Raw genomic sequence first — 22,190 nt, forward strand, 5'->3', positions numbered from 1 at the left:
CGCTAGCGCCCCTCGCCTGCATCGCGCCGCTGCGCAAACCATTCGGCGACGAAATCCAAGAGGCCCTTGCGCAGGCCCAGCGCGAAGAACAGGATGACCACACCGAGCACGATGCCGTGATACTCGGTGAAGCGCGTGACGGTGTCGTTGAGCAAGAGCAGCAGCACGGTACCGACCATCGGCCCCAGGAAGGTCGAGACGCCGCCGAGCATGTTGATAAAAATGCCCTCGCCCGAGATGGTCCAATAGGCGAATTCCGGATAGGCGCCGGAGACAAACAGTGCCATCACCATGCCTCCCATTGACGCGAACAGAGCCGCCAGCACGAAGACGGTCAGTTTGGCACGCCAGACGTCGATGCCGAGGAAGCTGGCACGCGCGGCGTTGTCGCGGATCATACGCAGCGTATAGCCGAACGGCGATTGTGCGATCTGGCGCATCGCGAGCAGACCAAGGATCAGCAGCGCGCAGCTCGCGATATAGAGATGGACTTGGTTGGCAAGGTCGATCCCGAGAAACACGGGGCGCGGAATGCCGCCGCGCAGACCCTGGTCGCCGCCGGTGAAGGAGGCCCAGGACAAAATGGTCGAGTGGATCAGCATCTGGAAGGCGAGCGTCACGAAGGCGAAGTAAATCTCCTTCAGTCGCACGCAGATCGCGCCGATGATCGCGGCAACCATTGCGGTGATCGCCAGCGTCGCGACGAAGGCGACGGGAATCGGCACGCCGAGCTTCTGCATGATCAAGCCGAAGCTATACGCGCCAAGGCCGAAGAACATGCCATGACCGAACGATGTCAGGCCGGTGTAGCCGACCAGCAAATTCAGCGACGTCGCAAACAGGCCGTAGGCCGAGCAGCGGATGACGAAGTCGAGCAGCGCCTTGCTGCCGGTGAAGAGCGGCAGGCTCGCCAGCACGATGAAGGCGATCAGCGCGATCAGAACGTCACGATAGCGTTGGACCGCCGCGCCGCTGCGCACTGGCGCAAGCGTTTCGGCGCGTCCGGCCTCCAGCTCGGTCATGCCGCCTCCTTGCCGAACAGGCCGGTAGGCTTGGAGACCAGCACGATCACCATGAAGAGGTACATCAAGCCTTCCGTGAACAAGGGAAAGCCGAGCGAGCCGAACGAACGGATCAGCCCGAGCAGCAGCGCACCGATCAGCGCGCCCAGGATCGAGCCCATGCCGCCGATCACGGTGACGATGAAGGATTCGATCAGCACCGAAAATCCCATCCCCGGCGTCAGCGACCGCACCGGCGCGGCCAGCGCGCCGGCAAGGCCCGCCAGCATGCCGCCGAGCGCGAACACGCCGCCATAGATCAGGCCGGTGTTGATGCCGAGCGCGGACACCATGCCAGGGTTATGTGCGGCGGCGCGGATCACCTTGCCGATGCGGCTGCGCGACAATCCGATGCCGAGCAAGATGGCCGCGACCAGCGCGACGCCGATCAGCAACAAATAATAAGGCGGCACCACGCCACCGGCGAGGAACAGCGGCATCACCTGGAACGCCGACGGCATGCCCATCGACTTGAACTCCGGTCCCCAGATGATGCGCACGACATCGTCGAAGATCAGCACGAACGCATAGCAGACGAGCAGCTGCATCAGCACGTCCGCGCCATAGACGCGGCTCATGAAGACGCGCTCGAAAATCAGGCCGAGGATCGCGGTGCCGGCCGCGCCCGCCAGCATGGCGAGCGCAAAACTGCCGGTGAGCTGATAGGCCGTCATCGCAAAGTAGGCGCCGAACATGTAGAACGCGCCGTGGCTGAAATTGACCACCTTGAGCACGCCGAAGATCAGGGTCAGCCCGACCGCGACGAGAAACAGGAGCATGCCAATGATGAGGCCGCTGGTGGTTTGCGTCACCAGGCAGGCGGAGCTGGAGAGGCAGCCGGCGAGCGCGTCGAGATCCACGGAAGCACTTTCATTGCGGCGCGCCTGATACGGCGCGGAAAACGAAACGAACGTGGCGGAGGTGGTCGCCCATCTCCGCCGCGTGTCATATCAGGTGTAGCCCTTGCTCTTCTTCCACTCGGCCTCTAACTCGAAGATGGTCTTCCAGTCGCCGGCCTTGACCTCGGGAACATAAGGCTCCTGCGGGATGGTGGTGCCCCAGCCGATGGCGTAGCCGACGAGGGTGTGGTCGCCGCCGCGCATCGTCACCGTGCCGTCGGCGCCGAACGGGCACTTGATGGTGAGGCCCTTCAGCACCTCCGCGATCTTCTTGCCGTCGGCCGAGTTCGCCTTCTTGGCGGCTTCCGCCATCAGCATGATGGCGGTGGCGTTTTCCCACGACCAGTTGGTCGGATATTCATTGTACTTGGCTTTGTAGGCATCGCCCCAGGCGGCATTCTCCGGCGTCGCCGGGAATGTCTTGATGTAGCGGTTGCCGGAGTGAATGCCCTTGGGCAGGTTCTTCACCACGGTGAGCGCGGTGTAGTCGGCCATGTTGACCGCGAACACCTCCATCTGGCTGAACATCGCGTAGATATTGGCCTGGTCGATATAGGAGGTGAGATCGCCGCCCCACAGGCAGGAGTACAGCGCCTGCGGTTTGGCCTGCAGGATCTTGGTGACCACCTCGGTGTAGTCGGGCTGGAACAGCTTTGGCCAGGACTCGCTGATGATTTCGACCTCGGGCGCAAAGCGTTTCAGGTAGAGCGTGAATTCCGCCGTGGTGTCGCGGCCATAGGCATAGTCGGGCGAGCAGGTCGCCCACTTCTTCAGGCCTTTTGCCTTGGCGATCGCCGCGGCATAGCTGCCGCCGACGATGGAGTCGTGCACGCCCTGCCGCGCGGTGCGGAAGGCATTGGGAATGTGCTGCTTCGGATCCGCGGTCAATGCCGAGGTCTCGGAATTGGTGTGGATGCAGAACACGCCGAGATCGCGCGCGACCTCGTGCACCGCGAAGGCGCCGGAGGAGGCCTCGGCATCGATCATCAGCTCGCAGCCGTCGGTGTTGACGAGCTCGCGCGCGACGCGGGCGGCTTCCTGCGGCTGGCCCTTGGAGTCGCGGATCACCATCTCGATCTGCCGGCCGGCAAGGCCGCCGCCGGCGTTGACCTTCTCGACCTCGAGCATCACCGCATTGCGCGAAGACGTGCCGAGCTGCGCGACGCGCCCCGACAGAATCGTCGGCATGCCGATCTTGATGGTCTTGGCCTGCGCACGCGCCACCCAGGGCGCGGCAAACGTCATCGCACCGGCGCCCATCAGCGCCAGCGTGGAACGGCGGCTGATCCCCGGCGTGCGGGTTCTCGTCATTTTCCCCTCCCTCTTTCGGGTCGGCGTGTCCTGATCCCTGCCGGAGATCGTCTCGTCTCCGTGTCTCCAAGGATTTCAGAGGGTGGGGGGTGACGTCAAGCCAAAGATGAATTACGAGTCAGAATTCATCAAGAGAGGACATGAGGCCGGCAATCGGCCCAAAATCCGGCAAATGATCAACCTTTCGAGCTTCATCGCCTTTCATGCCCGGCGGACGCCGGACCGGCCCGCGCTGAAATACCGCGGCGAGGAGATCTCCTACGCGGCGTTCGGCGCGCGCATCGGGACGGTCGCCGGCTGGCTCGCCGCGCAGGGCATCGGTGCCGGCGATGTCGTCGCCGTGCTGATGAAGAACAGCGCGGCGTTCCTGGAGCTCGTCTTTGCGACCAGCCATCTCGGCGCGGTGTTCTTGCCGATCAATTTTCGCCTGTCCCGCGACGAGGTCGGCTACATCACCGGCAATGCCGGCGCGCGCCTTCTGGTCGCCGAAGAGGAATTGGCTGCGAATGCAGCGGGCGCGAACATCGTCGTGCTCGACGAGGCCGCACAGCAGAGCATCACCCATCTGGCAGGCGACACGATGGCAGCACCGATGCATGTGCGCCGCCCCTCCGACCTGATGCGGCTGATGTACACCTCGGGCACGACCGACCGCCCCAAGGGCGTGATGCTCACCTACGATAATTTCTACTGGAAGTCCGCCGACCAGACGATCGCGCTGGGCCTCGGCGCCGACACGCGTCTTCTCGTCGTTGGCCCGCTCTATCACGTCGGCGCGCTCGACCTGCCCGGCATCGCCGTGCTCTGGCATGGCGGCTTCATTCGCATCGAGCGCAATTTCGAGCCCGAGGCGGCGCTGGCGGCTATCGCAGAAGACAAGCTCAACGCGGCCTGGTTCGCGCCTGTCATGACCACCGCGATACTCACCTGCCCCACCCGCGACCGCTACGATGTCTCCAGCCTGCAATGGGCGATCGGCGGTGGCGAGAAGACGCCGGAGGCGCGCATCCGCGCCTTCTCCGAATATTTCCGCAATGCGCGCTACATCGACGCCTACGGCCTCACCGAAACCGTCGGCGGCGACACCTTCATGGAGAAAGGCCGCGAGATCGAGAAGATCGGCTCCACCGGTCGCGCCATCGCCCATGTCGAGATCGAGATCCGTGACGAGAACGGCAACGCGCTGCCGCCGAACGTCAATGGCGAGATCTGCCTGCGCGGCCCGAAGATCACCCGCGGCTATTGGAAGGATCCGGAGAAGACGGCGTCCGCCTTCTTCGGCGACTGGTTCCGCAGCGGCGACGTCGGCTATCTCGACGCCGAGGGCTTTCTCTACCTGACCGACCGCAAGAAGGACATGATCATCTCCGGTGGCGAGAACATCGCCTCCTCCGAGGTCGAGCGCGTCATCTACGATTTGCCCGAAGTGCGTGAGGTCGCCGTGATTGGCCTGCGCGATGCGCGCTGGGGCGAGCGGCCGGTCGCGATCGTCGTGCTGACTGAGGGCGCGAGCCTCGACCTCCCTGCCCTTACCGAGCATTGCCGCGCGCGGCTGGCGAGCTTCAAGGTGCCGAAACAGCTCGTCCTCCGTGACAGCCTGCCGCGCAACCCGTCAGGCAAGATCCTCAAGCGCGTGCTGCGCGCCGAGCTGGAGACCTCCGAATGACGCAAGCGACCGCAAAAATAACCAAGCTGAACCGGGTCGAGCGCAACGCCTGGACCAAGCAGAAGATTTTTGAGGCTGCCACTAAGGTGGTCGGCAAGCATGGCTATGCTGAAGCCTCGGTCGCCCGCATTACCGAGGAAGCCGGTGTCGCGCAGGGCACGTTCTACAATCATTTCGAGAACCGCCAGGAGCTGCTGAACCAGCTGCTGCCCAAGATCGGCCTCGACATGGTCGAGTTCATCCGCGCCCGCACCGGCACGGCGCATGCAGCACGGCAGGAGATCGAGCGCTTCGCCGCCTTCTTCGACTTCATCCGCGAGGTGCCTGAGTTCCTGCGTATTCTCAACGAGGCCGAATTCTTCGCACCGACCGGCTACCAGAAGCATCTCGACAACATCTCGACGGCCTATGTCCGCATTTTGCGTCGCGCGCGGCTTGCCGGCGCGATCGAAGATTACAGCGACGAGGAATTCGAAGCGATCGTCCATATGCTGATGGGCGCGCGCGGCTATCTCAGCCGGCGCTACTCCTATTCGGAAGCCGGCGTCACCGCCGTGCCCGACCACGTCATCTCCGCCTATCGCAAGCTGATGACGCGCGGCCTCTTCACTGCCTCCGGAGATCAGGACACGCCATGAACATCTCGTCTCCGCACAAGCCGCTCGACCTCGCCTCGGCCATCGCCGAGGGCGACATCCGCTGCCTTCTGATGGTGCTGGTGCACATGACCGGCGACGAGAAGTGGCTCGAACCGCCCTATTTGCCCAAGCGCGACATCCGCCTCATTCCCGATCCGGAGGCCGGCGTGCCCCGGGACATCCAGGACGAGATCCGCGCCGCCGTCGTCAGGCTCTTCGCCAATGGCACGCCGAAACCCGTGATCACCGATCCTGGCGAGGCGCTGCTGCTGAAGATGATGCGCGCCTGCCTCGGCGAGAATGTCGCGCCGGAATATGCGCCTTTGATGCGGGAGGAGATGGGCTTTGTGCCGCGCGAGGCGCGCTGGACGAAGCGCCCCTCCGACGAAAAGCTTGCCGACCAGCATGTGCTGATCGTCGGCGCCGGCGTCTGCGCCATCGCGCTCGGCGTGGCGCTCGGCCATCTCGGCATCCCCTACACCATCGTCGAGAAGAACGCCGAGCTCGGCGGCACCTGGTGGATCAACCGCTATCCCGGCTGCGGCGTCGACACGCCGAACCATTCCTATTCCTACTCTTTCGGCTCGCGCAACGCATGGACGCGTTATTTCTGCCCGCGTGAGGAGCTGCTCGGCTATCTGCAGAATGTCGCGGACGAATACGGCATCCGCAAGCATCTGCGCGTCAACACCGAGCTGACCTCATCACGCTGGGATGAAGGAAGGCAACACTGGGTTTCGACACTCAAGACCGAGAACGGCGAGGAGACTTTCGAATCCACCGCGCTGGTCTCCGCCATCGGCCAGCTCAACGACCCCTCCCGCGCCTGCTTCAAGGGCGAGGAGAACTTCAAGGGCACGATCCTGCACTCGGCACTATGGTCCGACGATATCGATTTCGAGGGCAAGCATGTCGCCGTGATCGGCACCGGCGCGACGTCGATGCAGCTGGTGCCGTCGATCGCCGGCTGTGTTGCCTCCGTCACCGTCTACCAGCGCAGCGCGCAATGGGCGCGGCCGGTGAAGGGCTATGCCGATCCGATCAGCGAGAGCGCACGCTGGCTGTTGGCGCACCTGCCGTTCTATGTGCAGTGGTACCGTTTCAACATGTTCTGGCGCTATGGCGACGGCCTCTTGCCCTTCTTGCGCAAGGATCCGGCCTGGCCGCATCCGGAGCGCGCCGTCAACAAGGGCAATGACCGGCACCGGCAGGAACTCACTGACTTCATCCTATCCGAGCTACAGAGCCGGCCCGACCTGATCGAAAAATGCGTGCCGACCTATCCGCCCTACGGCAAGCGCATCCTGCTCGACAACAACTGGTTCAAGACTTTGACGCGATCCAACGTGGAGCTCGTCACGGACACCATCGACCATTTCGACCAGAACGGCATCGTCACAGCCGAAGGCAAGCACCGTCCCACCGATATCATCGTGGTTGCCACCGGCTTCAAGGTCACGGAGATGGCCGCGCGCCTCAACATCAGCGGCCGCGCCGGCAAGGATTTGCGCGAGGCCTGGGCCAACGACAATCCGACCGCGTTCCTCGGCCTTACCGTGCCGGGCTTTCCAAACTTCTTCTGCATGCTCGGGCCGAACTCCGGCCCCGCCCACGGCGGCAGCGTCATCTTCCAGTCGGAATGCCAGAGCCGCTACATCTCGGCGTGCCTGGTCGACATGATCGAGCACGACGTTGCCGCCATCGATGTCCGCCAGGAGGTGCTCGACGACTACGTCCGCAAGGTCGACGTCGAGCACGAGGCCATGATTTGGACCCATCCGGGCATGAGCACTTATTACCGCAATGCAAGCGGCCGCGTGTTTTCGGCGATGCCGTGGCGGTTCGTGGACTACTGGCGCATGACCCACGATCCGGATCTGGGCCAGTACAAGCTGACGAAGGTATGACTGAATTGGAGCGGCAACACCGGTGCACCCTCTCCCCTTGCGGGAGAGGGTGGCTTCGCGAAAGCGAAGCCGGGTGAGGGGTTGTCTCCGCGAGACCAACTCTCAATGAATTCGCCGAGACAACCCCTCATCCCGGCGCCATAGCCGAAGCTTCGCTTCGGCGTTCTTGAGAACGACGGCGGAAGGCCGCCTATGCCACCTTCTCCCGCAAGGGGAGAAGGGAAGAAACTACGCCGCCAGCCCGCTCTCCACCGGAGCGAATTCCAAACCTAAGCTTTCCGCCACCGCCTTGTTGGTAATTCGGCCGCGATGCACGTTGAGCCCGTTGCGCAAGTGCGGATTTTCCAGCACCGCGGCAAAGCCCTTGTTCGCGAGCATCAACCCGAACGGCAGCGTCGCGTTGTTCAGCGCCTGGCTCGACGTCACCGGCACCGCGCCCGGCATGTTGGCGACGCAGTAATGCACGACGCCGTCGACCTCATAGGTCGGCTCGGTGTGGGTGGTGGGATGCGAGGTCTCGAAACAGCCACCCTGGTCGATCGCGACGTCGACCAGCACCGCGCCCGGCCGCATCGATGCCAGCATCGCGCGCGTGACGAGCTTCGGCGCGCTGGCGCCCGGCACCAGCACGGCGCCGATCACGACGTCTGCAGCGAACACCTCCTCCTCGACCGACTCGATCGTCGAGAAGCGGGTGCGCACGCGGCCGATAAAGAGATCGTCCAGCTGGCGCAACCGCGGAATTGAGCGATCGATCACCGTGACTTCGGCGCCGAGCCCTGCGGCCATCCGCGCCGCCTGCGTTCCCACCACGCCGCCGCCGAGCACGACCACCCGCGCCGGCTGCACGCCGGGCACGCCGCCGAGCAGCAGCCCGCGGCCGCCGGCCGTCCGCCTGAGCGCGGCGCCGGCGGCCTCGATGGCGAGGCGGCCGGCGACTTCGCTCATCGGCGCGAGCAGCGGGAGGTGACCGCTCGCGTCCGTGACGGTCTCATAGGCGATCGCAGTGCAGCCGGACGCAAGCAACCCCTTGGCCTGCTCCGGGTCCGGCGCAAGATGGAGATAAGTAAACAGGATCTGGCCTTCGCGGAGCTGGGCCCATTCACTTTTCTGCGGCTCCTTCACCTTCACGATCATGTCGGATTTGGCGAAGATTTCGCGGGCACTTTCGGCGATCGCAGCCCCTGCCCGCCGATACACGTCGTCGGGGGCGCCGATGCCGCTGCCTGCGCCAGTCTCGACCGTCACCTGGTGGCCGGCCGCGACATATTCACGGACCGCGCCCGGAGTGAGCCCGACGCGATATTCCTGCACCTTGATCTCCTTGGGAACACCGACGCGCATCTTTCAACCCCTCCTCCAAAGCATTGATTCCGTTCATCATCGTAGCGATGGCGGCAGTTTGGTTTCGTGCAAATATCCGCTAGGTTCGCGCCTGGCGCGCCGGTTTCGGGCGCGGAAATGTCCTTTCACGCTGGAAACAAAACCTTGGCCCTCGACCGGAAAGACCTCGCCATCCTCGCGGAACTCACGACCAATGCGCGGGCCAGCCACACCGAGCTTGCCAACAAGATCGGCTTGTCGAGCACGGCGATGGCGCGGCGGCAGAAGGCGCTGGAGGACGATGGCTACATCCAGGCCTATCAGGCCACGCTCGATCTGGCGCAGTTTGGCCTGACTACGACGGTGCTGGTCCGGATCGCGCTGGAGAGCCAGAGCGACGACGCGCTGAAGGCGTTCGAGGCGGAGGTGGTGAAGTGCCCCTCCGTCGTGCGCTGCTTCCTGATGTCGGGCACAGACGACTACATCCTGATCGTGCTCGCCCGCGACATCCAGGATTTCGAACGCATCCACCGTACCGAGCTGTCGCGCCTGCCGCGCGTCGCGCGGGTGCAATCGAGCTTCGCGCTGCGCGAGATCGTCAACCGCGCCGTGCCGACCGTGGTGTTCGGCGAGGCGAAGCGCTGACCGCTGCGCCGCGGGCGCGCCCAATTCCCGGCAAGGAACCAAGCGGCCGCTTGTCCGTTGCACGCCATTGGCCAGCGGAAGCGATGTGTCCCCGCGTCAGCACGGCTGACGTCTCGGCTCGATCGCCTGCAGGGAGCAGGACATGGGCGATGCCACGCATGAAATTCCAGAACGCACTCCGATTCATCTCATCGTCAATGGTGTCAGTCGCACCCTTGATCTTCTGCCCTGGACCACGCTGCTGGACGCATTGCGTGATCATCTTGCGCTGACGGGTACGAAGAAAGGCTGCGATCACGGCCAATGCGGCGCCTGCACCGTGCTCGTCGACGGTCGGCGCGTCAATTCATGCCTGACGCTCGCCATCATGAAGGATGGCGCCGAGATCACCACGATCGAAGGCCTCGCCAAGGACGGCGCGCTGCATCCCCTGCAACAGGCCTTCATCGATCACGACGCATTCCAATGCGGCTATTGCACGCCAGGACAGATTTGCTCGGCGGCCGGCCTCCTGGCCGAAGGCCACTCCAGGGACGCTGACGAGATCCGGGAATTGATGAGCGGGAATCTCTGCCGCTGCGGCGCCTATCCCAACATCGTGGCTGCGATCGAGCAGGCAATGGGCCGGTCATGAACAACTTCCAGTATTCCCGCGCAAGCGATGTTGCTGACGCCATTCGCCTGCTGGCCGCCGATCCGAGCGCGAAGCTGATTGCCGGCGGCACCAACCTGATCGACCTGATGAAGCAGAATGTCGAGCGGCCCTCCCGGCTGATCGACATTTCCCGCCTGCCGCTCCGCGACATCGAGGAAACGCCCGACGGTGGGCTGCGCATCGGCGCATTGGTGCCGAATTCGGATCTCGCCTACCACCCGGTGATCGAGCAGCGCTATCCCCTGCTCGCCAGCGCCATCCTGGCCGGCGCCTCCGCGCAACTGCGCAACATGGCCTCGGTCGGCGGCAATCTGATGCAGCGAACGCGCTGCGCCTACTTCTACGACACGGCGACGCCTTGCAACAAGCGAAGCCCCGGCTCCGGCTGCTCGGCACTCGATGGCCTCAACCGCAACCACGCAATCCTCGGCACCAGCACGTCCTGCATCGCGACCAATCCATCCGACATGAGCGTGGCGCTGGCCGCGCTCGGCGCGCTCGTGCACATCGCTGGCCCGACCGGTCAGCGCACCATCGCGCTGACCGATTTCCATCGGCTTCCGGACGACAAGCCTCACGTCGATACCAATCTCGGCAGCGGCGAGATCATCACCGCAATCGAGCTGCCGCCGCGCGGCTTTGCGCAGAACTACAGCTATCTGAAGATCCGCGATCGGCTGTCCTACGCCTTTGCCTTGGTCTCGGTTGCGGCCGCGCTCGAACTGGAAGGAAACGCAATCAGCGAAGCGCGCCTGGCGCTCGGCGGCGTGGCCCACAAGCCGTGGCGAAGCCTCGAGGCCGAAGCGGCTTTGCGCGGCCAGGCGGCAACGCCGGACCATTTTGGGCACGCCGCCGATCTGTTGCTGCAGGGAGCAACCGCTCGCTCGCACAACGGCTTCAAGATCGAGCTCGCGCGCCGAGCCGTCGTGCGTACGCTGATGCAGGCCGCAAACGCCACACCGCAATCACAAGCTCACAAGAAGATCGCGTGAGGGCCCGATGAACGCCTATGTCGGAACACCAACCTCCCGCGTCGATGGCCGGGCCAAGGTCACCGGCGCCGCCAAATATGCCGGCGAATTCGCAGCAGACCGCCTCCTCCATGGCTTCGTCGTCGAGGCCACCATTCCGCGCGGGCGCATCGCTCGGCTTGACCCCAGCGAGGCGCTGAAGGTGAAGGGCGTGGTCGACGTGCTCACCCATGCGCATCGCCCGGCGCTCGCCGACAAGGACGAAGCCTGGAAGGACGAGGTGGCACCGGAGAAGGGCTCGCCGTTCCGCCCGCTCTATGACGACAGGATCAAGTTCAACGGCCAGCCGATCGCGTTGGTCGTGGCGGAGGACTGGGAAACCGCCAAATTCGCCGCAAGCCGCGTTCGCATTGAGTACGAGCAGGAGGCGTTTGCGACCGATCTCGAATCCGAACGCGGCAAGGCTGCCAAAGTGGATCAGCCGCACAAGCGGCGCGGTGACGCGGCAGCAGCGCTGACGCGGGCGGCCGTCCATCATGAGGCGGACTATGTCATTCCGAGCGAGCATCACAACCCAATGGAGCTGTATGCGACAACTGCCGTCTGGGACGGCAACGGCAGGCTTACGGTCTATGACAAGACCCAAGGCGTCCAGAACATCCAGAAGTTTCTCTGCAGCGTTTTCGGAAAGAAGCCGGACGACATCCGCGTGCTCTCGCCCTATGTCGGCGGCGCCTTCGGCTCCGGTCTGCGGCCGCAATACCAGGTGGTCTTGGCAACGCTTGGCGCGCTCGCGCTCAAGCGGCCCGTCCGTGTCGTCCTGACACGGCAGCAGATGTACGGCCTGGGCTACCGTCCGATGACCATCGAGCACGTTGCGCTCGGCGCAAAGCCCGACGGCACGCTCGATGCCGTGACCCACGAAGCGATTGCCGTCACCTCGCGGTTTGAGGATTTCTCGCGCAACGATACCGGCTGGGGGAGCAGCTCTACAAGAGTCCCAACAGCCGCCTCTCCCACAAGCTCGTCCACCTCGACGTCGCCACCCCCTGCGACATGCGCGCGCCGGGCGCGGCATCGGGCGTCTGCGCGCTCGAATGCGCCATGGACGAATTGGCCGTCGCGCTCAAGCTCGACCCGATCGAGCTGCGGCTGAAGTGCTACTCGGATCTCGACCAGAGCGAGAACCTGCCCTACACCAGCAAGCAGTTGCGCGCATGCTACGCCCGCGGCGCAGAAGCCTTCGGCTGGGCCCGGCGCAATCCCGCGCCGCGCTCCATGCGCGACGGCAACGACCTGGTCGGCTGGGGCATGGCGACAGGCGTGTGGGAGGCACTGCAGATGCCAGTCGCCGTCCGCATCGTTCTGACGTCGAACGGCCATGCCGAGGTCTCCTGCGCCGCATCCGACATCGGCACCGGCACCTACACCATCGTGTCGCAGGTAGCGGCCGACGCCCTCGGGCTGCCGATCGAGAACATCAGCGTCAGGCTCGCGGACTCGACCCTGCCGCAGGCGCCGGTGGAAGGCGGCTCGTGGATGGCCGCCTCGAGCGCGCACGCCGTTTTAGGAGCGGCCGAGGAGATTCGCCGGGAACTCGCGCGTCACGCTAAGGCGATGCCTGCCTCGCCACTCGGCAGCGTCGATGCGTCGGACATCATTCTCGTCGACGGAACCGTCGCCAAGGCCGGCGACAGGAACCGTGCCGTCTCGATCGCCGATGCAATGCGCCACAGCAAGCTCGAGCGGATCGAAAGGGAGAAGCTCAACGAGTTCGCCGAGGACAAGTCGCATGCCCGCAACACGCATTCGGCCGTTTTCGCCGAGGTGAAGGTCGATGAGCAGCTCGGCGTCATCCGCGTGACGCGGGTCGTGAGTGCGGTCGCCGCCGGACGCATCCTGAACACCAAGACGGGCCGCAGCCAGATCATGGGCGGCGTGGTCTGGGGAATCGGAATGGCGCTGCACGAGGAGACGGTGATGGATCACCGCTTCGGTCGCATCATGAACGCGAACATCGCCGAGTACCACATTCCCGTGAATGCCGACATTCACGACATCAACGTGATTTTCGTCGATGAGCCGGACGAGCGGATCAACAGGCTGGGTGTCAAGGGTCTCGGCGAGATCGGCATCGTCGGCGTGCCTGCGGCGATTGCGAACGCCGTCTACCATGCCACCGGCAAGCGCATCCGGCGCTTCCCGATCACACTGGACAAGCTAATGGATTGAGCCGCAGACCGCTCGAACCCTCCCGTAGCGCTCAGGCTCTTGTCATCCAACTGTCATCGAATGTGCCGAGAGCTGTATCTCTGCCACATTCGGGACCCGACATGGACTATTTCAAGCGCTTCAACTTCCTGTTCGCCGCACCTGTGTTCGACGCCGACGATCTCGAAGGCGTCCGTTTCAATCAGATCATCGAGGAGATCCAGCGCTCCGGCTTCGAGGTGGTCCGAGCCCGCAAGCTGGAGGATGCCGAGATGGCGGTGCAGACCGATGCCGCGATCGGCTGCATGGTGGTGGACTGGGGCAAGAAGGGCCTCGAGGGCAGGACCTCGGCGCTGATCAATCTGATGAGGCGCCGGGGCCTCGATTTCCCCATCATCCTCTTGATCCGTCGCAAGCGGTTCGAGGATTTGCCGGTCGAAGTGCTCGATTTCATCGACGGTTATGTCTTCCTGTCGGAGGAGACGCCGACCTTCATCGCCAAGAACCTGATCAGCCGGCTGAAGCAATATGCCGAGACGCTGAAGACGCCGTTCTTCGGCGCGCTGGTCGACTATGCCGAGGAAGGCAACCAGCTCTGGACCTGTCCGGGGCACAATGGCGGCGTGTTCTACAACCGCAGCCCGATCGGGCGCGTCTTCGTCGAGCATCTCGGCGAATCCGTATTCCGCGACGACCTCGACAATTCCGTGCTCGATCTCGGCGACCTCCTCACCCATGAAGGGCCCGCGCTGCGGGCGCAGAAGGAAGCTGCCCAGATCTTCGGCGCGGAGAAGACTTATTTCGTGCTCAACGGCACCTCGACATCGAACAAGGTCGCGCTCGGCGCACTCGTCACCGACGGCGACCTCGTGCTGTTCGATCGCAACAACCACAAGGCCGCCCATCACGGCGCACTGATGATCAATGGCGGTGTCCCGGTCTACGTGCGGACCATCCGCAACGCCTGGGGCCTGATCGGCCCGATGCGCTGGGACATGCTCGATGAGAAGGCCTTGCGCGAGACGATCCGCAATCACCCGCTGGTCACCGACAAGGACGCCTGGCGCAAGGAGCGGCCGTTCCGTGTCGCCGTGGTCGAGCAGTGCACCTATGACGGCACCATCCACAGCGCCGACATGATCCTGAAGCGCATCGGCCATCTCTGCGAGTACATCCTGTTCGACGAGGCCTGGGCCGGCTTCATGAAATTCCACCCGCTCTATGCCGGCCGCTTTGCCATGGGGCTTGCGAACCTTCCCCCGAGGCGCCCGGCATCATCGCGACGCAGTCGACCCACAAGCAGCTCGCGAGCTTCTCGCAGGCATCCCAAATCCACATCAAGGACCGCCATATCCGCGGCCAGAAGCGGCGCGTCGAGCACCGCCGCTTCAACGAGAGCTTCATGCAGCACGCGTCCACGTCACCGTTCTATCCGCTGTTCGCCTCGCTCGACGTCGGCGCACAGATGATGAAGGGCCGCTCCGGCGAAGTGCTGTGGGACGACACGATCCGCCTCGGCATCGAGCTGCGCAAGAAGATCCGCGCGATGCGCCGGGAGTTCGAGGAGAAGGAGCAAAATCCGGACCGGCGCTGGTTCTTCGAGCCGTTCGTGCCGGATCGCGTCGCCATTCCCGATGTCAGCCGCCCTGGCGCTGCGCACAACGTCGCGTGGGAAACGCTCTCGACCGACGAACTCGCCACCAATCCCGCGCTGTGGCAGCTCTCCCCCGACAGCACATGGCATGGTTTCCCCGGCCTCACCGAAGGCTTTGCCATGACCGACCCGAACAAGCTGACGCTGCTGACGCCCGGCTTCGACCGCACCACCGGCGCCTATGCCGAGCACGGCATCCCCGCACCGGTCGTCGCGCAATATTTGCGCGAGAACCGCATTGTCCCCGAGAAGAACGACCTCAACTCCCTGCTCTTCCTGCTCACGCCCGGCGTCGAGGCCAGCAAGGCTGGCACGCTGATCTCCGGACTCGTCGCGTTCAAGAAGCTCCACGACGACAATGCGCTTCTGGCCGACGTCATCCCCGAGTTCCATCAGCGGCGGCAGGCACGCTATGCCGGCGTGCGACTGCGCGACCTCTGTGGCGAGATGCACCGCTTCTTCCGCGCCGCCGATGTCAGCGCGCTCCAGGCGCGGCAGTTCATGCCCGAGCACATGCCTGAGATCGCGATGCCGCCCCGCGAAGCCGCGCGTTATCTGTTCCGCAATGACGTGGACTACCTGCCAATCGAAGCGATCGCGGGCCGCATCGCGACCACGCCCTTCGTGGTCTATCCGCCCGGCATCGCCACCATCGTTCCGGGCGAAAGGCTTACGGAACGAGCCAAGCCCATGATCGACTATCTCAAGATGTTCGAGACCTGCTTCAACACATTTCCAGGGTTCGACGTCGAAATCCAAGGCGTCTACAAGGAGATCGATGCGAACGGCCGCATCGGGCTCTATACTTTATGTCGTTGCCGAGTAGGTGCCGATGAACGAAACAGCGATCGCGCGCACAGGGGACGACCAGGTCCAGATCCGCGCCTCACGCGAAAGCGATGTCGAGGCGATGCTGGCGATCTACCGCCATCATGTCCGCGCTGGCGTGCCGCGCGATGTCGAGGGAACCGGCGCGCCCGAGCCGGACGACCTGCGCGACCGACGCAAGAACCTGAAGCAGACCCGCCTGCCGCATCTGGTCGCGACCTATCGCGGCGAGGTGGTCGGCTATGCCTATGCCGTGCTGTTCCGCAAGCGGCCGGCCTATCGCTACACTGCCAAGCATTCCATCTACGTCCACCACGGGCATCTCGGCCGCGGGATCGGACGGCTGCTGCTCCAGGACCTGATCGACGCCTGTGCGGCGGCCGGCTTCCGCCAGATGATCGGCTATATCGATGCCGACAATGCGCCCTCGCTGGCGCTGCACGAGAAGTTCGGCTTCGCGCGCGCCGGCCTGCTCTGCGGCGTCGCCTATCGCCACGGCCGCTGGTCCGATACCGTGATGGTGCAGCGGTCGCTCGGCGCGGGCACGACAGCACCTCCGCCCATCACGGCGCCCGGCCGGTAGAGCATGATCCGGAAAAGTGTGCAGCGGTTTTCCGAAAGGATCATGCTCAAACAATAACCTAAAGCGCGATGACAATCTCATCGCGATTTAGATCTTCATGACGGAAAATCGGCCGGTCTGACCTGAATGCGGTCGGCATGCAGGGACCAATGATGCAACGCCTGGTCCTTGCAGAACTTCGCCTTGGCCCGCTCCTTGGCCTCGTCCTCGTCGGCGGCGTCGATCTCGAGCGTCCCCTGGCAGACCTCGATCTGCCGGCCGTACTGACCGAGCACGTCCTTCATGAACCTGACGACATAAGTTGACATGGGACCTCCTGGTGCCCCCGGTCAGCCCCGGCGGCACTCTAATCCCATTTAGGCCGGACAGGGAAAGGAGATTTTGACGCGGATCAAGGTCGGGACGCTGTTTTCTTCGCTCCGTCATTCCGGGGCGGCTCGCAGGGCCGAGCCTGGAATGACGAGAAGAGAGGGTAGCCGTCCCTACCCCGGCATCACGCCGAACGCCTGCTTGAAGCGCTCCGCATACCGCGGCCAGACCTCGGGATTGATGATGCGCGGCGGGCGCTTGCCGTCCAGCACATCCAGCACCTGCTCGGCGGCGATGCGGCCCATGTTCTGGCGCGCCTCGATCGTCACGCCCGCGGTATGGGGGCTCGCCAGCACGTTGTCGAGCTGGAGCAGCGGATGCTCCGGCGGCGGCGGTTCCTTGGACCAGACGTCGAGGCCGGCGCCGGCGATGCGCTTGTCGCGCAACGCCTGGAGCAGCGCGTCCTCGTCGTGGATGAAGCCGCGCGCCGTGGTGATGAAATAGGCATGCGGCTGCATCAGCGCGAATTCGCGCACGCTGATCATGTTGCGGCTGCCCTTGTTGAGCGGACAGGAGATCGAGACGAAATCGGCGCGGCGCAGGAGCTCGTCGAGCTCGACCTTCTCCCCGCCCCGCTCGGCCATCACCTCGGCCGACAAATAGGGGTCATAGGCCAGCACTTTCATGCCGAGCAGGCCCTTGCACAGCGCGGCGATGCGGCGGCCCACATTGCCGAGGCCGATGATGCCGACGGTCTTGCGCTCGACCTCGTTGCCGACGAGCTCGTTGCGGTTGACGTCGCGCTCGCGGCGCAGCCTGCGGTCCGACTGGATGATGCGCTTGGACAGCGTTAACATCATCGCCAGCGCGTGCTCGGCGACCGAATGGGCGTTGCCGCCGGACTGGTTGACGACCACGACGCCGGCGGCCGTGCAGGCCTCGACGTCGACCGGGTCGAAGCCGGCGCCGTTGCTGGAGACGAGCAGCAAATTCGGCGCGCGCTTCAGGAAAGCGGCATCGACATGGAAATGCGGAGCGAGCTCGTCGCGGGCGGCGCCGACCTGGTAGACATGGGTAGCGCCGAGGAGCGGCGCATAGACGTCTTCGGGGCTGCCGTTCTCGATGCGATCGAGCCGGACGTCGGGCCGTGCCTTGAGGATGTCGATATAGATCGGATTGGCCAAATAATTGGAGTAGACGACACGCTTGCTGTTGACCGACATCAGGACCCTTCCGGCTCTCCAGGGATCAGCAAGGCCAGCGCGGCGCGCCCCCCTCCCTGCTTCCTCCCACTCTTTCGTTGCCGCACTTATGACATGGCGGTGCCGGCCACGGCAGGCCGTCTGGCGCAGATCACGGTGCCGGCCCGGACATGTTGACAATCCCGCCTGCTGCGTCAAGTTCAGGAGAGCGCCGCGACGGCCGAAGACCAACAAGCATACAACGCGGCTCAAGGGAGAACGCAATGGCGATTGCGGAGCAGCAGACCTCGCCGCAGGCGACGCAAGGGGCCGGCGACAAGAGCTGGCATGACATCGTCCTGCAAACCCTGAAGCGGAACGAGATCAGCCTCGTGCCTTACGTGCCCGATCGGGTGTTGACACCGCTGATCAGGAACCTGCAGGCCGATCCCTTCTTCACCACCTTTGCCACCGCCCGCGAGGAGGAAGCGGTCGGCATCGTCTCGGGCGCCTGGATGGGCGGCCGCCGCGGCGCGGTGCTGATGCAGACCTCGGGTTTTGCGACGCTCGCCAACGTTCTGGCCTCGCTCGCAGTGCCCTACCAGATCCCGCTGATCATGTTCGTATCCGAGCGCGGCACGCTCGGTGAGTTCAATTACGGTCAGTCGCTGGTCTGCCGCACCATGCGCCCGGTGCTGGACTCGCTGGCGCTGGAGCATCACACCATCACCCGGCTCGATGAGCTCGAATTCATCACGGACCGCTCGATCAAGCAGGCCGTCACCACGCAGGCGCCGGTGGCGCTGATCCTGAGCCCGCTGCTCACCGGCGGCAAGGTGTTCGACAAGTGAGGCCGGCGAAATGAGTTCAAATCTGAATGCGCGCAACACCAAGGTGATGAACCGTTTCGACGTCACCTCGCGCCTGATCGCGAAGCTCGGAAACGAGGAAGCGGTGATCGGCGGCATCGGCAACACCAATTTCGATCTCTGGGCCGCCGGCCACCGCCCGCAGAATTTCTACATGCTGGGCAGCATGGGCCTCGCCTTCCCGATCGGACTCGGAGTGGCGCTGGCGCAGCCCGACCGCCGCGTCTTCGCGCTGGAAGGCGACGGCTCGCTGCTGATGCAGCTCGGCGCGCTCTCGACGATTGCAGCCCTGAAGCCGAAGAACCTCACGATGATCGTGATGGACAATGGCATCTACCAAATTACCGGCGCGCAGCCGACACCGGCCGCTGATGTCGCCGACATCGTCGCCATCGCCGTCGGGTCCGGCCTCGCCAACAGCGCCTGGGCTGCAGACGAGGAGGATTTCGAGCGGCTGATCGAGGATGCGATGGCGGCTAACGAGCCGAGCCTGATCGCGGTCCGGATCGACGACAAGCCGGGCGTCGGCACCACCCGGCGCGACCCCGTGCAGATACGGGAACGCTTCATGCACGGCCTCGGCGTGCGCGAGCCACTTTAATATTTCGTCATTAACCACACGTCGATCTGATGGCGGGACTATACGGCCCGGTGCAAATCTGTGCTAAGCGAGCCGGATGTCCCTTTTGGTTCGTTCCTTTGCCTGGCTGCTCGCGGCCGCCGTCACATTCGCAACCCTTGGTCCCCCCGGCCTCCGGCCGCATTCCGACTTCGGCCAGGACGGCGAACATGCGCTCGCCTTTATCCTGGTGGGACTGGCCTTCGGCCTCGCCTATCGGCAGCGACGCCTGCTGACCGCAGCGGCCGCGGTCGTGCTGATCGGCGTGCTCGAACTGATGCAATTTTGGGCACCCGGTCGCCATGCGCGGCTGGAGGATTTTCTGGTCGACGCTCTCACGGCTTGCCTGGGCTTTGTGCTCGCGGCCGCCGCCGATTGGGCCACCGCCCGGCTTCGCGCAAATTCGGTCCTGACGAGCGAAGGCCCCGCGGAGTGACACTCCGCAGGGCCCATTTTATCAGCGCGTAGCTTGCGCAGATCAGTCGATGATCTTGACGACGCGGCGCGTGCGCGGCTCGACGATCACGCGGCGATCATTCACGACCGCGTAGCGATACTCCGTGTAGTTCGGTACCGGGCGCAGCACCACGGTCGGCGGCAACGGCTCGCCAACCACGACGCGCTCGCGGATCACCACGGAATCATCGCGCGGGAGTCCGCCCAGAATCGCATTCGGAATTTCCAAACCTGCGCCAACGGCCGCACCGACGGTGCCGCCGACCATCGCGCCGACCGGGCCGCCGATGTCGCCGCCCGCACGCGCGCCTTCCGCGGCGCCTTGGGCGGTGGTCGATTGAGCAAAGGCTGCGCTCGACGCCAGCAGCGACGCAGCAGCCAACGTAATCGCAAGACGGGTTTTCATGTCCTTACGCCTCCAGTGATTGTTGTGCACCTTCAACCCGCAGGGCCGGAGCATTGTTCCGGTTCCTGACGGCCAAAGACGCGTCAATTCTGGAGACTGTTACCCGGTAACAGTCTAGGCCGCGGCGATCTCATGCCCCGCCATTAGTTCCAGCGCCCGCACCATCGCCGAATGATCCCAGGCCTTGCCGCCATGAGCGGTGCAGGACGAGAACAATTGCTGCGCCACAGCCGTGCTCGGCAGCGAGAGGCCGAGCGCACGCGCGCCTTCGAGCGCGAGGTTGAGATCCTTCTGGTGCAGCTCGATGCGGAAGCCGGGATCGAAATTGCGCTTCACCATGCGTTCGCCATGGACTTCGAGAATCCGCGATGATGCAAAGCCGCCCATCAGCGCCTGCCGCACCAGCGCCGGATCCGCGCCGGCCTTCGACGCAAACAACAGCGCTTCGCTCACCGCCTCGATCGTCAGCGCGACGATGATCTGGTTGGCGACCTTCGTGGTCTGCCCGTCGCCATTGGCCCCGACCCTGGTGACGTTCTTGCCCATCTTGTCGAACACCGGCTTCATGATGTTGAAGGCACGCTCGGGCCCGCCGACCATGATGGTGAGGCTCGCCGCCTTGGCGCCGACCTCGCCACCCGACACCGGCGCGTCCAAATAATCCGCACCGAGCGCCTCGATCTTCTTGGCGAACTCCTTCGTCGCCAGCGGCGAGATCGAGCTCATGTCGACCACGATCTTGCCCTTTGAGATGCCGCTCGCCACACCGTCCTTGCCAAACAGAACGGCTTCCACATGCGGCGTATCCGGCACCATGATGATGACCGCGTCCGCCTCCTCGGCGACCTGCTTACCCGATTTGCAGGCGACGCCACCGGCCGCGATCAGATCGGGCGCGACCGGCGTGGCATCATGCAGGAAAACGCGATGGCCCGCCGCCAGGAGATGGCCGGCCATCGGCCGTCCCATGGTGCCAAGTCCGATGAAGCCGATGTTGGTCATGTCTGTTTCTCTCAGTTGAATTGGCGAAATTTGATCGGCGCGCTCGATGCACCTCTCCCGCTTGCGGGAGAGGTCGGCACGCAGTGCCGGGTGAGGGCTTTATCCGCTTGGGGACTTTCAACGGATATTGGCGAGCCCCATCGCGGAGACACCCTCTCCCCAGCCCTCTCCCGCAAGCGGGAGAGGGAGCCCACTGCCGCCGCGTCTGCTCACGTCTCGAACGTCTGCGCCGCGTGCCACGAGAGTCCTTCCAGCGTCGTGGTGCGCGGCTTGTATTCGCAGCCGATCCAGCCGCGATAGCCGATCGCGTCGAGGTGGCGGAACAGGAAGGGATAGTTGATCTCGCCGGTGCCGGGCTCGTGGCGGCCGGGATTGTCGGCAAGCTGGATGTGGGCGATCTGGGGCAGATATTCCTGCATGGTGCGGGCGAGATCGCCCTCCATGATCTGCATGTGATAGATATCGTACTGGATGAACAGGTTGTTCGACCGCACTTCGGAGATCAGCTGCACCGCCTGCTCGGTGCCGTTGAGGTAGAAGCCGGGAATATCGAGCGTGTTGATCGGCTCGACCAGCAGCTTGATGTTCTCGCGCGCCAGCGTCGAGGCCGCAAAGCGCAAGTTTCCAACCAGCGTCTCGTTGAGCTCGCGCCGGTCGGCATCGGCAGGCGCGATGCCGACCAGGCAATTGAGCTGCTCGCAATCGAGCGCCTTGGCGTAGTCGATGGCGCGGAACACGCCGTCGCGGAATTCGGCGGTGCGTTCGGGCAGGATCGCGATGCCGCGCTCGCCCGCCGCCCAGTTGCCGGCCGGCAAATTGTGCAGCACCTGCGTGAGGCCGTGCGCCTCGAGCTGCTCACGCAGCTGCGCCTTATCGAAATCATAGGGAAAGAGATACTCGACCCCGGAAAATCCCGCAGCCTTCGCAGCGGCGAAGCGGTCGAGAAACGGCATCTCGTTGAAGAGCATGGTGAGATTGGCGGCGAATTTCGGCATG

Annotated in this window: 19 protein-coding genes and 2 pseudogenes; 12 read left to right on the forward strand and 9 right to left on the reverse strand. The window is 64.4% G+C overall.

Annotation, left to right across the window (positions count from 1 at the left end; genetic code table 11):
* Positions 1–2: 2 nt before the first annotated feature.
* The 3 genes from ACSKB8_RS38505 to ACSKB8_RS38515 form a co-directional block, all read right to left on the reverse strand.
* Positions 3–1,022: a branched-chain amino acid ABC transporter permease gene (locus ACSKB8_RS38505; RefSeq protein WP_370990742.1), complete on the reverse strand. Its 1,020-nt coding sequence runs from the start codon at positions 1,020–1,022 to the stop codon at positions 3–5.
* On the reverse strand, positions 1,019–1,921 hold the full coding sequence (locus ACSKB8_RS38510; RefSeq protein WP_438109654.1) for a branched-chain amino acid ABC transporter permease: 903 nt from the start codon (positions 1,919–1,921) through the stop codon (positions 1,019–1,021). The genes ACSKB8_RS38505 and ACSKB8_RS38510 overlap by 4 nt, the downstream gene beginning before the upstream one ends.
* A gap of 90 nt (positions 1,922–2,011) precedes the next feature.
* Positions 2,012–3,271, reverse strand: coding sequence for an ABC transporter substrate-binding protein (locus tag ACSKB8_RS38515; protein ID WP_438109656.1), 1,260 nt, complete (start codon positions 3,269–3,271; stop codon positions 2,012–2,014).
* A 172-nt stretch (positions 3,272–3,443) separates the two neighbouring features.
* Between ACSKB8_RS38515 and ACSKB8_RS38520 the strand changes: the two genes are divergently transcribed.
* The 3 genes from ACSKB8_RS38520 to ACSKB8_RS38530 are packed head-to-tail and all read left to right on the forward strand — an operon-like array spanning position 3,444 to position 7,482.
* Positions 3,444–4,937 carry an AMP-binding protein gene (locus ACSKB8_RS38520; protein ID WP_438109658.1) on the forward strand — a complete coding sequence of 498 codons (1,494 nt, stop codon included), beginning with the start codon at positions 3,444–3,446 and terminating at the stop codon, positions 4,935–4,937.
* Positions 4,934–5,575 (forward strand): TetR/AcrR family transcriptional regulator, encoded by a 642-nt coding sequence (locus tag ACSKB8_RS38525; protein ID WP_091892312.1) that lies wholly within the window; start codon positions 4,934–4,936, stop codon positions 5,573–5,575. The genes ACSKB8_RS38520 and ACSKB8_RS38525 overlap by 4 nt, the downstream gene beginning before the upstream one ends.
* Positions 5,572–7,482 carry a flavin-containing monooxygenase gene (locus ACSKB8_RS38530; protein WP_438109660.1) on the forward strand — a complete coding sequence of 637 codons (1,911 nt, stop codon included), beginning with the start codon at positions 5,572–5,574 and terminating at the stop codon, positions 7,480–7,482. Before ACSKB8_RS38525 ends, ACSKB8_RS38530 begins: the two co-directional genes overlap by 4 nt.
* Before the next feature lie 228 nt (positions 7,483–7,710).
* Here the strand turns inward: ACSKB8_RS38530 and ald are convergent, their stop codons facing one another.
* Positions 7,711–8,826: an alanine dehydrogenase gene (gene ald, locus ACSKB8_RS38535; protein WP_370990738.1), complete on the reverse strand. Its 1,116-nt coding sequence runs from the start codon at positions 8,824–8,826 to the stop codon at positions 7,711–7,713.
* 144 nt (positions 8,827–8,970) lie between these two features.
* Between ald and ACSKB8_RS38540 the strand changes: the two genes are divergently transcribed.
* From ACSKB8_RS38540 to ACSKB8_RS38565, 6 genes and pseudogenes are all read left to right on the forward strand, one after another.
* On the forward strand, positions 8,971–9,450 hold the full coding sequence (locus ACSKB8_RS38540; protein ID WP_164934551.1) for an Lrp/AsnC family transcriptional regulator: 480 nt from the start codon (positions 8,971–8,973) through the stop codon (positions 9,448–9,450).
* Between the two features lie 142 nt (positions 9,451–9,592).
* Positions 9,593–10,084 carry a (2Fe-2S)-binding protein gene (locus ACSKB8_RS38545; protein ID WP_438109662.1) on the forward strand — a complete coding sequence of 164 codons (492 nt, stop codon included), beginning with the start codon at positions 9,593–9,595 and terminating at the stop codon, positions 10,082–10,084.
* The gene (locus ACSKB8_RS38550) at positions 10,081–11,097 is read left to right on the forward strand and encodes an FAD binding domain-containing protein (RefSeq protein WP_438109663.1); all 1,017 of its coding nucleotides are present in this window, start codon (positions 10,081–10,083) and stop codon (positions 11,095–11,097) included. Before ACSKB8_RS38545 ends, ACSKB8_RS38550 begins: the two co-directional genes overlap by 4 nt.
* A gap of 7 nt (positions 11,098–11,104) precedes the next feature.
* A pseudogene (locus ACSKB8_RS38555) lies at positions 11,105–13,308 on the forward strand (xanthine dehydrogenase family protein molybdopterin-binding subunit).
* Positions 13,309–13,409: 101 nt separating this feature from the next.
* Positions 13,410–15,767: pseudogene (locus tag ACSKB8_RS38560) on the forward strand (Orn/Lys/Arg decarboxylase N-terminal domain-containing protein).
* A gap of 6 nt (positions 15,768–15,773) precedes the next feature.
* The gene (locus ACSKB8_RS38565) at positions 15,774–16,352 is read left to right on the forward strand and encodes an N-acetyltransferase family protein (RefSeq protein ID WP_438109665.1); all 579 of its coding nucleotides are present in this window, start codon (positions 15,774–15,776) and stop codon (positions 16,350–16,352) included.
* A gap of 95 nt (positions 16,353–16,447) precedes the next feature.
* Here ACSKB8_RS38565 and ACSKB8_RS38570 read toward each other — a convergent pair whose 3' ends face one another.
* Together ACSKB8_RS38570 and ACSKB8_RS38575 are read right to left on the reverse strand one after the other, a co-directional pair.
* Positions 16,448–16,660 carry a hypothetical protein gene (locus tag ACSKB8_RS38570; protein WP_164934549.1) on the reverse strand — a complete coding sequence of 71 codons (213 nt, stop codon included), beginning with the start codon at positions 16,658–16,660 and terminating at the stop codon, positions 16,448–16,450.
* Positions 16,661–16,834: 174 nt separating this feature from the next.
* Positions 16,835–17,884, reverse strand: a complete 1,050-nt coding sequence (locus tag ACSKB8_RS38575) for a hydroxyacid dehydrogenase (RefSeq protein ID WP_438109667.1) — start codon at positions 17,882–17,884, stop codon at positions 16,835–16,837.
* A gap of 242 nt (positions 17,885–18,126) precedes the next feature.
* Here ACSKB8_RS38575 and ACSKB8_RS38580 point away from each other — a divergent pair, with 242 nt between their 5' ends.
* The 3 genes from ACSKB8_RS38580 (at position 18,127) to ACSKB8_RS38590 (ending at position 19,766) form a co-directional block, all read left to right on the forward strand.
* On the forward strand, positions 18,127–18,693 hold the full coding sequence (locus tag ACSKB8_RS38580) for a thiamine pyrophosphate-binding protein (protein ID WP_438109669.1): 567 nt from the start codon (positions 18,127–18,129) through the stop codon (positions 18,691–18,693).
* Positions 18,694–18,703: 10 nt separating this feature from the next.
* Positions 18,704–19,312, forward strand: a complete 609-nt coding sequence (locus ACSKB8_RS38585) for a thiamine pyrophosphate-dependent enzyme (RefSeq protein WP_438109671.1) — start codon at positions 18,704–18,706, stop codon at positions 19,310–19,312.
* 76 nt (positions 19,313–19,388) lie between these two features.
* Positions 19,389–19,766, forward strand: a complete 378-nt coding sequence (locus ACSKB8_RS38590) for a VanZ family protein (protein WP_091892286.1) — start codon at positions 19,389–19,391, stop codon at positions 19,764–19,766.
* Positions 19,767–19,808: 42 nt separating this feature from the next.
* On the opposite strand, the gene ACSKB8_RS38595 is transcribed toward ACSKB8_RS38590, so the two are convergent.
* The 3 genes from ACSKB8_RS38595 to hyi all read right to left on the reverse strand — a co-directional run bounded on the left by ACSKB8_RS38595 (position 19,809) and on the right by hyi (position 22,189).
* Positions 19,809–20,192, reverse strand: a complete 384-nt coding sequence (locus ACSKB8_RS38595) for a DUF1236 domain-containing protein (protein ID WP_130219524.1) — start codon at positions 20,190–20,192, stop codon at positions 19,809–19,811.
* A 114-nt stretch (positions 20,193–20,306) separates the two neighbouring features.
* The gene (locus tag ACSKB8_RS38600; protein ID WP_438110843.1) at positions 20,307–21,209 is read right to left on the reverse strand and encodes a 2-hydroxy-3-oxopropionate reductase; all 903 of its coding nucleotides are present in this window, start codon (positions 21,207–21,209) and stop codon (positions 20,307–20,309) included.
* A 194-nt stretch (positions 21,210–21,403) separates the two neighbouring features.
* On the reverse strand, positions 21,404–22,189 hold the full coding sequence (gene hyi, locus ACSKB8_RS38605) for a hydroxypyruvate isomerase (RefSeq protein WP_438109673.1): 786 nt from the start codon (positions 22,187–22,189) through the stop codon (positions 21,404–21,406).
* Between the last annotated feature and the right edge of the window lies 1 nt (position 22,190).

The sequence above is a fragment of the Bradyrhizobium sp. BR 1432 genome (genome assembly GCF_051547705.1).
GTDB lineage: Bacteria > Pseudomonadota > Alphaproteobacteria > Rhizobiales > Xanthobacteraceae > Bradyrhizobium > Bradyrhizobium zhanjiangense.